Annotated in this window: 9 protein-coding genes; 2 read left to right on the plus strand and 7 right to left on the minus strand. The window is 57.2% G+C overall.

Annotation, left to right across the window (positions count from 1 at the left end):
* Window positions 1-186: 186 nt before the first annotated feature.
* A complete protein-coding gene (locus EXE41_RS17655) occupies window positions 187-996 on the minus strand; it encodes a hypothetical protein (RefSeq protein ID WP_137691674.1) in 810 nt (269 codons plus the stop codon).
* Window positions 997-1,301: 305 nt separating this feature from the next.
* Between EXE41_RS17655 and EXE41_RS17660 the strand changes: the two genes are divergently transcribed.
* Complete coding sequence (locus EXE41_RS17660; protein ID WP_137691675.1) at window positions 1,302-1,781, plus strand: GNAT family N-acetyltransferase; 480 nt, start codon at window positions 1,302-1,304, stop codon at window positions 1,779-1,781.
* Window positions 1,782-2,160: 379 nt separating this feature from the next.
* Here the strand turns inward: EXE41_RS17660 and EXE41_RS17665 are convergent, their stop codons facing one another.
* From EXE41_RS17665 to EXE41_RS17690, 6 genes are all read right to left on the minus strand, one after another.
* Window positions 2,161-2,667 carry a hypothetical protein gene (locus EXE41_RS17665; RefSeq protein WP_049933232.1) on the minus strand — a complete coding sequence of 169 codons (507 nt, stop codon included), beginning with the start codon at window positions 2,665-2,667 and terminating at the stop codon, window positions 2,161-2,163.
* A 63-nt stretch (window positions 2,668-2,730) separates the two neighbouring features.
* The gene (locus tag EXE41_RS17670) at window positions 2,731-3,198 is read right to left on the minus strand and encodes a hypothetical protein (RefSeq protein WP_198943799.1); all 468 of its coding nucleotides are present in this window, start codon (window positions 3,196-3,198) and stop codon (window positions 2,731-2,733) included.
* A complete protein-coding gene (locus EXE41_RS17675) occupies window positions 3,195-4,529 on the minus strand; it encodes an ABC transporter ATP-binding protein (protein ID WP_080508695.1) in 1,335 nt (444 codons plus the stop codon). Before EXE41_RS17675 ends, EXE41_RS17670 begins: the two co-directional genes overlap by 4 nt.
* 38 nt (window positions 4,530-4,567) lie before the next feature.
* Window positions 4,568-5,659, minus strand: coding sequence for an ABC transporter ATP-binding protein (locus tag EXE41_RS17680; RefSeq protein ID WP_080508691.1), 1,092 nt, complete (start codon window positions 5,657-5,659; stop codon window positions 4,568-4,570).
* Window positions 5,659-7,182 carry an ABC transporter permease gene (locus EXE41_RS17685; RefSeq protein WP_137691676.1) on the minus strand — a complete coding sequence of 508 codons (1,524 nt, stop codon included), beginning with the start codon at window positions 7,180-7,182 and terminating at the stop codon, window positions 5,659-5,661. The genes EXE41_RS17680 and EXE41_RS17685 overlap by 1 nt, the downstream gene beginning before the upstream one ends.
* Window positions 7,182-8,195, minus strand: coding sequence for an ABC transporter permease (locus EXE41_RS17690; protein ID WP_049933236.1), 1,014 nt, complete (start codon window positions 8,193-8,195; stop codon window positions 7,182-7,184). Before EXE41_RS17690 ends, EXE41_RS17685 begins: the two co-directional genes overlap by 1 nt.
* Before the next feature lie 169 nt (window positions 8,196-8,364).
* On the opposite strand from EXE41_RS17690, the gene EXE41_RS17695 reads away from it, so the two are divergent.
* Window positions 8,365-10,155, plus strand: coding sequence for an ABC transporter substrate-binding protein (locus EXE41_RS17695; RefSeq protein WP_158294438.1), 1,791 nt, complete (start codon window positions 8,365-8,367; stop codon window positions 10,153-10,155).
* The last annotated feature ends 525 nt before the right edge of the window (window positions 10,156-10,680 follow it).

Here is a 10,680-nt window from a genome sequence, read left to right on the forward strand (position 1 = left end):
TTCTTTCGCACACGGACCAGTCAACAGAACGTGCTCTGTGGCACGAAATCCAGGTCGGTCTCTTGCGCCCCATATCTTGTTTCACGCTCTGCTAGGGTAGCAGCGTTTCCATCGAGTCAACAGAGCCTCGCGAGTACATCTCTGTCGCTGACAACCTGCTGGCCGGAAACTCGTATAGGATTGTAGTTAGTCGGCCGCTAAATACGTCCGACACTCCTGCCGGATCACGTCAAGGGCGACCGGGGGCTCAACCTCGATGACAGAGCCAAACACCTCATGCCAGAGGTGCTCGTGAACACGTGTGGCCAACTGTTCAACTGTCACGGGGGGAGCAATTGTGGCTGTGATCCGATCGAGACGCGCTGGTGTCACGAACTCTGTGACAAGCGTCTCAAGGTCTGTCTCATGCGGGACGTTGCTGGTCGGAGCAGTGTCAGGCCAGATAATGCCCCGACCGGTCGTCTTGTCGCGGACAACGACACCCGTAGCGGTCCTGTCACCCCACGCAGATGGTGGGACTGTGTAGGTCGTCGGATCAAAATCGCGGGCGCGTCGCTCCCGGGCGATGGTGTTGACAGCTTCGAGCCCGAGTGTTTCGAAGATTGTGTCGACAGCATCTGGGGGCCGGTACTGTTCGGCGTCGCTAACCCACACATCGTGGCCCACAAATGGGGGAAGCCGATCCCAATCGTAGGCGAAACCGGTGGTAAACGTTGCGACACCATGGAAGACAACAGCGGACGGGTCAATGTCGGTCGCACGAAACGCCTCCCGATCGAACTGCTCGCGGACGGAGCGGACGGCGAGGCGGTACTGTGGTGGAAGCGCCTCCGGATCGTCATACACCGTGGTTCGGTCGCCGAACTGTAGCAAGCCGGACGGCTGCATCCGGAAGCGCAGGTGGCCGCCAGCAAGATATTCGGTAAGCCAAAGATGGCCCGTGAGCACGCCGTCAGCAACCGCCGCAAGCGACGGAAGAGAGCCGAACTGATGCATAGCTCCGTGTTCACGGACGAGCGTCTTAGTGTACCCACCTCCTACGTCTCTGTAGCGGGTGTCATCGAACTGTCGCCGTGGTGTGGATCTGTTAACATCCCATTCTTCAGACAGATTCTTAGCTAAAACAGTCGGTCGATGAAGCCTGCGTATCGAACACCGACGGTTCTGCCATTTCAGGGAAATGTCTCGCCAACCGTGCGAGATACAAAGCGCGTATGTTGTAAGAGGGTTAGTCAGAGTAATCCAATCCGAAGAACGCAGTCCACACAAGCAATTATTGGTTTGTTCGCTAAGACTGCGATATGGATATCTCCGTGCGCGAGGCAGTAGCCGAAGATGCCCGACAGATCTGTGATGTACATCTCTCCTCGATCGAGGAATTAGGAAAGCAAAGTTATACCCAGAAACAGGTGGCAGCATGGGCCCATGGCCGCGACCCGGAGGAGTACCCAATCGAATCCGAAGACACGTATTTTGTTGTTGCCGAGGATGTAACTGATGTAGTCGGATTCGGATGGATGAAACCCGAGGCGGGCGAGTATCTCCAGACCGAAGTTGAGGGAGAGATTACAGCCATCTATATCCATCCATCGGCCGCTCGGAACGGAGTAGGGTCGCGTATCTACGGCGAGTTAGAGAGGAAGGCGCTCCAGCAGGATATCGAGTCGATAGGGGTGTGGGCCTCACGCAACGCAGTGCTGTTCTATGAGGCACAAGGGTACGAACAAGTGGGAGAGCACAGCTACGAGTATCAGTACAATGTAGGCAAGATTATCGGTTGACGGTGCTCACACTCAGTTCAACGGTAGTCCACCGCCGATCGATTAGCAGAACAGATTCGGTCTGCTGTACTCAGCCTCTGTACTGAGTGATTTGGAGTGTAAAATATCAAATTCTGAGTGTTTCAACAGAGCCAATGAAACGGTGACATAGTACATTAGTAGTTCCATCCCTACTGACAGTGAACTGTACTGGAGGCCGAGGTCACCTATCCGGAGGGACAATGGTGATATAGTAATTGTCACGACCGGCGAAGGCGGCCGCGTGCTTGAGGAGACCCACTCAAAAACGGGCGATAGTCCTTGTTAGGCTACGCCAGGACATCGATTCTTCGATTACGGCCAGCCAAACGAGTGCGATTGGGTTCGATCCCGGTGATGTTCAGTTTTGACGGCCAGTCAACCCCCCTGCGTCGGACGGAAGGAACTTCTCGCTATCAGTGTGTTCGAATGATGCGACGACGGTGCCGTCAAGCTGCCGGATCCGTGTCTGAACGGGATGGTCACCAATTGTTTCGCTAACGCCACCAATCGCAGTAAGTGGATATGCGGCGGCGATGAGGAGACACCGCTCCTGTTCGGGGTCCAAGATTTCGATGACGAGAAAGACGGTTCCAGCTTTTGTGGCCCTATGGACATCGTACTGCGGAAAGTCTCCGTCTGCGACCCAGTCGCTAATCTGGTCGGCATCCTCATCGGGTACGAGATGGCGGAAGGCGTACTCCTTTTCATCAGGGTTAGTCACGACCGTCGTCTCACTCGACTGCGTATACAGAACAGTCCACCCTGCTGTCTCGCGACGTTCGGCAAGGTCGGCGGCATCTGTAAGTGTCCGCTTCCAGGCCTCTCGGGCTTGCGTATCAACGCCTGCTGATTCGTCACGTGTCATGTCCCTACGGGCGTGGGCACCTTCCAAAAGTCTGTTCCACATCGGGGCCGCGTCCGCTAGCAGCTACCAAACAAAAAGCGCTTCAATTCCGATCGATGTCAACAGGATACAGATTCCAGCGGCAAACAGCTTTAGCGCCGGCGAATACCGCTCTTCCGGTGGGAGCATGTACCATCTGAGCGGCGGAACTGACTGTACGACGGCTTGAAAGCGAGTCACCTCACGGCTACCGATAGTTTGCGTTCGATCATGCCGAGTCAGCTCCATGCCCGATTCAGTGTGCTCAACATGCCACGGCCTTCCAGGAAGCAGACAGTACGTCGCGTACCCCAGAACAACGATCCCGAGTATGAAAGTAAACAACACCACGTCCGCCACTGTTCCAGTAATTGTCTGAATCACACCACCGACAACGAGTGCTATGGCTGTTACGACGAGTGCGTACACCGTTGCGTCAAGCACCCGCCGGGCGATTACCTCAGCCCAGCTCAACTCCGAGACCCATTCATCAGATCGATCTACTGAGCTCACGACTGGGGACTATCCGATCCGCTAGCGTCTGGGTCAGCGTACTCCTCTTTGTGGCGATGGCAGCGACTGGATCGGCCGCTGTCAGTCCGGCCAGTCGCCAGCAGCGAGGGGGCTTCACGATCGCAGACACTACCGAGTGCTGCTGTAATGATCTCTCTCGCGTGCTCCTCATTCCCGTCGTTGGCGGCCTCGATGGACTGTTGAATTGGCTCTTGTACATCAGAAGGGAACGACCGGCTGGCAAACAGTTCTCCAGCGGCTTCCTCGACATCCGGGAGCCGGGTCTCAAGTCCCAGTAGCTCACGGGCTCGTTCGGAGAGAGATGGATCTGTTCGTGAGCGCTCGCGGAGCACCTCGCGGAACACTTCGATCGCATCCCAGTCATGTTCGGATAGCTCTTCGAAGCCGTCGGGTCGAATCTTCGCTGGGCAGCGGGTCGAGAACACACACCCATTAGGCGGATCACGGGGACTCGGGGGTGTCCCGCGAAGGGTCGTCCGATCGCGTTCGACCGTCGGGTCTGGGGTTGGAACAGCCGATAGTAGTGACCGGGTATATGGGTTCTCGGGCTTTTGGAACAGCTGCTCTGTCGGTCCGAACTCCATTATTTTTCCGAGGTACATGACGGCGACGCGATCACAGATGTGGCGGACGACGGAAAGATCGTGGGCGATGAACAAGTACGTGAGATCAAGCTCCTCTTGGAGGTCCATCAAGAGGTTGAGAATCTGCGCTTGGACGCTCACGTCGAGCGCACTAACCGGCTCGTCGAGGACGACGAAATCAGGCTCGACGGCGAGTGCCCGAGCGATCCCGACGCGCTGCCGTTGGCCACCGGAGAACTGGTGCGGATACCGGTAGTAGTGCTCCTCACGGAGGCCGACGCGCTCGAGGAGATTTCTGACGCGTTGTCGGCGCTCGGCGGGCGTCTTCCAGTTGTGGACATTCAGGGGTTCTCGAATGATTTCGCCTACCGTCAGGCGGTCATTAAGACTCGATTCTGGGTCTTGGAATACGATTTGTGCGTCGCGTCTCCAGCGTTGGAGGGCATCACCCGACAGCGTAGTGATGTCGTCACCGTCGATGACGATGTTGCCATCGGTTGCTTCCTCAAGCCGGACGAGCGTCCGCCCGAGCGTCGTCTTTCCACAGCCAGACTCACCAACGAGACCGAGCGTCTCGCCCCGCCTCACATCGAAACTAACACCGTCCACGGCTCGGACCGGGTCGCCGCCGAACAACGAGCGTTCCTCATAATGTGTCTTTAGATCACGGACCGACAGCAGTACATCGTCATTAGCTGTGCTGTTGCTGTCTGAAATATTGCGCATCTCGGGGCTGGTCTCGCTACCTCCAGAACTCTCGCCGCTCATTGCTCGCCCCCATCATCAGCTGGCCGGTGATGAGCTACTGCCTCGTCGGTCGTCATTGACTCGGGATAGAGCAGACACGCCGCGTCATGATCCGGGTCGTCACCCACAGCGGTCGGGATTGGTGCGACCTCCGAACACTCCTCGAATGACTTTGGGCATCGTGGAGCGAACCGACAGCTGCTTGCGGGTTCATTCGGTGTTGGCACCTCGCCTTTAATCGTCTCGAGGCGGTCGCCACTAGTTTGAGTGCTGGGGATACTTCGCAGTAGTCCTCGCGTGTACGGATGCTTTGGCTCCGCAAATAGCGGTTCAACCGGCGCTGATTCGACTATCTCTCCGGCGTACATGACATTGACACGGTCTGCTACCTCGGCGATGACACCCATGTCGTGCGTGATAAACAAAATGCTGAGGTCGCGTTCTGCCTGGATGTCCATGAGGAGGTCAATAATCTGTGCTTGAATCGTGACGTCAAGCGCAGTGGTAGGCTCGTCACAAATCAAGACCTCCGGCGCACAGGCGAGCGCCATCGCGATCACAGCTCGCTGGCGCATGCCTCCGGAGAACTGGTGCGGGTACTCAGTGACCCGGCGGGCCGCATCCGGAATCCCGACCTCCTCGAGCAGTTCGATTGCGCGTTCTGTCGCCGCAGTACCACGAAGGTCTTGATGAAGCGACAGAGCCTCCTTAATTTGGTTTCCAACGGTGTATACCGGATTCAGCGTCGAAAGGGGGTCTTGGAACACCATCGCGATCCCGTCGCCGCGAATCGACTCGTACTCTGACTCAGTGTACTCCGTGATATTATCTCCCTCAAATCGAATTGCGGATGCTGGATCGATCTCACCCGGCGATTCAATCAGTCCGAGTATTGACCGCGCAGTCACGGATTTTCCACTGCCAGACTCGCCGACGAGTCCGACGGTTTCACCGCGTCGAATATTGAATGAGATACCGTCGACTGCGTGGATCTGTTCGTGTTCAGTGTGGAAAACGGTACGTAGATTTTCCACCTCGAGCGCTAGGTCACGGCTCGATGTCGCATCAGCGTTCAATGGCACGTTGTCATCGCGTGCGTGTCGGCTCATCAGGCACCACCCCCAGCAGCGACGTTCTCGTTGCCACCGTCACCGATGTCACTCTCTGGGTCGATCGCATCTCGGACCCCATCGCCAAGCGCGTTGAATCCGGTTACGATGATCACGACGAGAATGCCCGGAATGAGCGAGATGTGCCATGACTGCGTGGCGACATACGGCTGTCCCGCGCTCACCGCTCGGCCCCACTCAGGTACCGGTGCTTCGATTCCGAGGCCAAGGAATGAGAGCCCCGCAATGCCGATAATAACGCCGCCGAGTGAGAGGGAGGCGTAAATGAGGAAGTAGCCAACGACGTACGGTAGCATGTGCTTTTGCATCGTCACTCGCGGGCGCTGCCCGTACGATTTCGCAGCGTCGATCCACTCACGCTCCGACACTTGGAGTGCCGGGCCACGGACGGCTCGCCATAGCGCCGGCCAGCCGGTGATACCGAACAGTATCGCGAGGACGAGCCCGCCGTTATACACCTCTGCGATCCATGTGTCGGAAAGGACGAACGACGCGAGAATGATAAACAACAGTTGGGGCATCGCTTGGATTGAGTCACCAGCAATCACAACTCCAAGGTCAACAAGTCCCTTGTAGTATGCCGTCAGCATCGCAAATACCATGGCAAACCCACCGGCAATGCCGAGGCTGGTGAGCCCAACAAGCAATGACACCCGAGCTCCCGACGCCATGAAGGTGAACAAGTCTTTGCCGTCTGGGAGTGTTCCGAACGGGTGGAACCGGTCGTACTGATCGTATTCAAGCGGTCCAACGTTGTTGTCGCCCTGTCCGCGAGACTGTGTATCACCGTTGGCTTCGCCGACAAAAATCGATTCGACTTGTCCCGTCTCATCGTTGTAATAATCAATGCGGTTCTCGTATGGATTCTCGATGTTCTGATCGACAGTTGTCGGACCCAGCACCGGCGCAAACAGCGCCATGACGACAAACGCGAACACGATTGTGAGACCAAATAGCCCCCACGAGTGTCGGCGGAATCGGTTCACAACGTCGTCACGCGGCGTCCAGTCAGGAATCCGGTAATGACGCCGGTACAGCGTGTACCCCCACCACCCGACGAGCAGCCAGGTGAATGAGTACGTGTAAATTACAGCCACCCGGAGGGCCCACGCTACCGCTGGTGAAAGGCCGAGCGTTGTGCCTTCCCAGCCACTCGGCGTTTGGTATCCGGTATTGTCGATGACAGAGCGAGAGGTGATTGTCGGCAGCTCGGCTCCCCGCTCGGCGACTGTGGCGAGGAGTGCCGCAACCGGTTCGACGACTCCTGGGACCAGCCCGCCGACCCACCCCCACGGGGGCACCGACAGCAACCCGCTGACGATCGCACCAAACTCGACTGCGATGAGGACGGCAACAACGGCGGCCCACGTCGCTGCGGGACCTGGATTTCGCGTAATCCGTTCAGACAGCGGTAGGTCGCGATCGCCCTCAGGACGACTAACCTCTTCTCGGAACTCACCAGTGCGAGTCGAGCCCGACCCGACGTCAGTGTCAGCTCCCATTATGCGCCTCCGTCGTATCCAACACGTGGGTCAATCACGGTGTACAGGAAGTCCTGGAGAATGTTGATCCCGACGGAGAGCAGAATGAACAAAAACATCAACGACCCGACAAGCGGGACATCTCCATTAATCGTTGCTTGGAAAAAGAGGTAGCCGAGCCCGTTAATTGCGAACACAGTTTCGACGAGCACGGATCCACCGAGAAGGAGGAACGCCTCTCCAGTAATGACAGGAACGAGCGGGATGAGTGCGTTCCGGAACATGTGCTTCCAAACGACGAGTCTCCCGGGCACTCCCTTCGCTTTCGCCATCTCAACATAATTTGCGTTTTTTGTTTCAAGCACCGCCGTACGCCCGATTCGCATCTCATTGCCCATGGACGCAGAGCCGAGGACCAGGGCTGCTGGAAGGATCGCTTTCAACGCACCAAGAAACTGTGTCGGTTCCCACAGCCCCGAAAGGTCGGGCGGGGTAACGATCTGTGTTTCAACAAGCCAGTCCCCCCAACTGAATCCGAACAACGCGTCCGATTGCGTGAGGACACTGACGAATATCACGGCTAACCAGAAGTTTGGCATTGCTCGCCAGACTATCCCGCCAAAAGAGGCGATGTAGTCAGCGAGCGTATTCGGGTTGAGCCCAGCATAGAACCCGAGCGGGAGCCCGACAAATATCGGGATGAGGATAGACCAGAACCCAAGCCACAGGGTTCGAGGGCCATAAACCCCGACGAGTTCCCACACTGACTGGCCGCGGACAACGACCCACGATTCTCCCAACTGGAGCGTCAGGAGGTCGCGCATGAACTCCGCGTACTGAATCCAGAGCGGTTGATCGAGTCCAAGGCTATCCCTGATAGCGGCATACGCCTCCGTGTCGCCGCTTGGCCCGATGATCGCGGCCGCGGGGTCAATTGGTCCCACCCGAAGGATGAGAAACGTTACAGTCGTGCCGAGAAAGACAATCGGCACCATCAAAAGCACGCGCTTGAGAAAATACTCCCATCGTCCCATTTGCTAGGACATCGTATAATCTTATCATGTAATAATACTTGTCCTTACACCAAAAAGGGCTAATCACATCAGGATTTAAATTCCTACCATATTTGTCATAGTCATGCCGAATTCCGATTCGGACCGCACAAGAAGAAGGTTCTTACAGTCGACTGGCGCGCTCGCAGCAATGACGGCCGTTGCTGGGTGTTCGGGAGGAAGCGACGAAGAGGTCCCAGACGAGTTGGACGACGGTGGAAACGCGACTGATGGTGAAGACAACGATGAGAGCGCTGAGACAACCAGCGATGGCGAGAAAACGCTGCGCCTGTTGAACGCGTCGATCAACACGTTCGACCCGCCAGCAAATGTCCTTTCATCTGCCAATGAGGTCATCTTCCAAGTTTTCGACGGGCTTGTTGGGAAGCCGGAAGGAAAGTCAGGCGTTGTTAACCAGCTCGCGACTGAGTACGAAATTTCCGATGACGGGCTGACGTACACCTTCACACTCACTGAAGACGTAGTTGCTCACAACGGGAGTTCGGTCGGAGCTGCCGACGTTGTATACTCTTGGGAACGCGTCGCAGCGTCTCCAGATTCCTCGTCGGCGTTCCTGTTGCTCTCAGACCTTGGGATCGAACACGAGACAAACGAAGAGGGAGAGTACGTCCCCGGATCGATGGCCGTGGAGGCTGTTGACGACAGGACGGTCGAGGTGACGCTGTCATCACCATACTACGCGGCGCTCGATATCATGTCAGACGCGACGTTTGCCGTCCTTCCAGAGGGAATCGTCGGTGACCTCGAGGGGTATGACGGTGAAATGGAGTACGACGAGTTCACTACGTCGCCGGTTGGAACCGGCCCCTTCGAGTTTGACACGTGGACGTCTGGCGAGGAGATGGCAGTGACTGCCTTCGACGAGTACCACGGCGAGGCGCCAATGGTCGACCGCGTCCACTGGCAGGTGATCGAAGACACCAACGCCCAGTACAACTACGCGATGAACCGGAACGTCGACGCGTTCTCGATCCCGACCGCCCAATATGATCCTGAGCTGGCGACGGTCAACGAGACGCAAGACAACGGCCTTCAAGTTGGTGAGTACGGGCCGGTACAGAACGGTGATATGGTCGATTACCTCCGGATTTCCGGGTTGAGCACGCAGTTCATGTTGTTCAACAACGACCAAGTGATCGAGCCAGCTCGGAAGGCCGTTGCGTGGGTGATGGATCACGAAGAAATCGCCAACAGCGCGTACAAGGGCCGAGTCGAGCCGGGGTATCACATGACGCCTGCGACCCTCTTCCCGGGCGGCCCGGAAGCGGCGGAGGAACACGCCCGCGAGAACTACCCGTACGGATACAACGAGTCGAACATCGAGGAGGCCCGCCTGATCATGGAGGAGGCCGGCTACAGCGACGACGACCCGTACGAGTTCGAGATTCTCAACGTCGAGGACACCACCTACGAGCAGATCTCCAATGACCTCCGGGACCGCCTCTCGGCTGCGCACATCGAGGTCTCCATCAGCACGGCTCCGTTCTCGACGCTGCTTGACCGCGAGTTTGCTGGCAACCGACCGGCCGGGCTCGGCGAGTGGGGGATGTCGTGGGCGGATCCGCTCAACGTCCTCGCGCTGCTGTATCCGCCGAACACCCGCTCGACGGACAACGAGGGGGTCAGCGGAAACCCGCTCGTCGCGCTCAACTGGGTCGACACCGAGGCCTCACAGACCGCTCGCGACTCGTGGAACACGATGCAAGAGAACTCGACCCGCGACGACGCCGCCAGGGAGCGCTGGGAGGAGGCGCTCATCCAGATGGAGGAGGCCAACTGGGAAGATTGCGCGATGATCAACTACGCGTACCCGGCCGCAGAACGGTTCTCGTACGACTGGGTGGACATGCCCGAGTTTGGCGAGCTAGGGGCTCTGAGCCGGTACACTGGCGTCGATATCGATACTGACGCACAGTCTTGACACCCTCCCCGCGCTAAAGCGCGAGCCGCTCTCCTCGATTCTCCATAAATACCACGCTGCTGGGAGCTCTTTTTTACTCATCGGGCTCTGTTGAAATCCTGTCCTTCAGATATATTATCGTCTGAAACAGCTGGTCGCTGAAGGGTGCTTACCCGTTATTTGTCGAGTGACTGAACACATCTCTGAGAAGCACTCCACCGCTACTGATGGCGATTAATCCACCGGTAGCTTGGAGGACAGCTGGAAGGGCACCATTTGAGGGCCCGGAAAAAACGAGTATGAGAGATAGCCCGATTAGCATCAAATACAACGGAGTCTCATACATATCTGAACGTTCTCTCTTCATTGTTTAATATCTGTGAATTGACCTCGACCGAGCCGAAATATATCACTCGATAAGGATTTCACCTATGGAAACGCTGCTACCCGGGCAAACCACGTCTAGCGATAAAATGATTACGCCGTCCGGGGATCTGCTGTTCTCACAACCGGCAGGCGGTCGGAGCGTGTCTGCGGTGCGGTCGC

The organism is Halorubrum sp. SD690R (assembly GCF_005435035.1).
GTDB lineage: Archaea > Halobacteriota > Halobacteria > Halobacteriales > Haloferacaceae > Halorubrum > Halorubrum ezzemoulense.

Coding starts and splice junctions, on each gene's coding strand:
- EXE41_RS17685 (WP_137691676.1), bottom strand. CDS start 7,182: ATGGGAGCTGACACTGACGTCGGGTCGGGCTCGACTCGCACTGGTGAG.
- EXE41_RS17680 (WP_080508691.1), bottom strand. CDS start 5,659: ATGAGCCGACACGCACGCGATGACAACGTGCCATTGAACGCTGATGCG.
- EXE41_RS17675 (WP_080508695.1), bottom strand. CDS start 4,529: ATGCGCAATATTTCAGACAGCAACAGCACAGCTAATGACGATGTACTG.
- EXE41_RS17660 (WP_137691675.1), top strand. CDS start 1,302: ATGGATATCTCCGTGCGCGAGGCAGTAGCCGAAGATGCCCGACAGATC.
- EXE41_RS17655 (WP_137691674.1), bottom strand. CDS start 996: ATGCATCAGTTCGGCTCTCTTCCGTCGCTTGCGGCGGTTGCTGACGGC.
- EXE41_RS17665 (WP_049933232.1), bottom strand. CDS start 2,667: ATGACACGTGACGAATCAGCAGGCGTTGATACGCAAGCCCGAGAGGCC.
- EXE41_RS17690 (WP_049933236.1), bottom strand. CDS start 8,195: ATGGGACGATGGGAGTATTTTCTCAAGCGCGTGCTTTTGATGGTGCCG.
- EXE41_RS17695 (WP_158294438.1), top strand. CDS start 8,365: ATGACGGCCGTTGCTGGGTGTTCGGGAGGAAGCGACGAAGAGGTCCCA.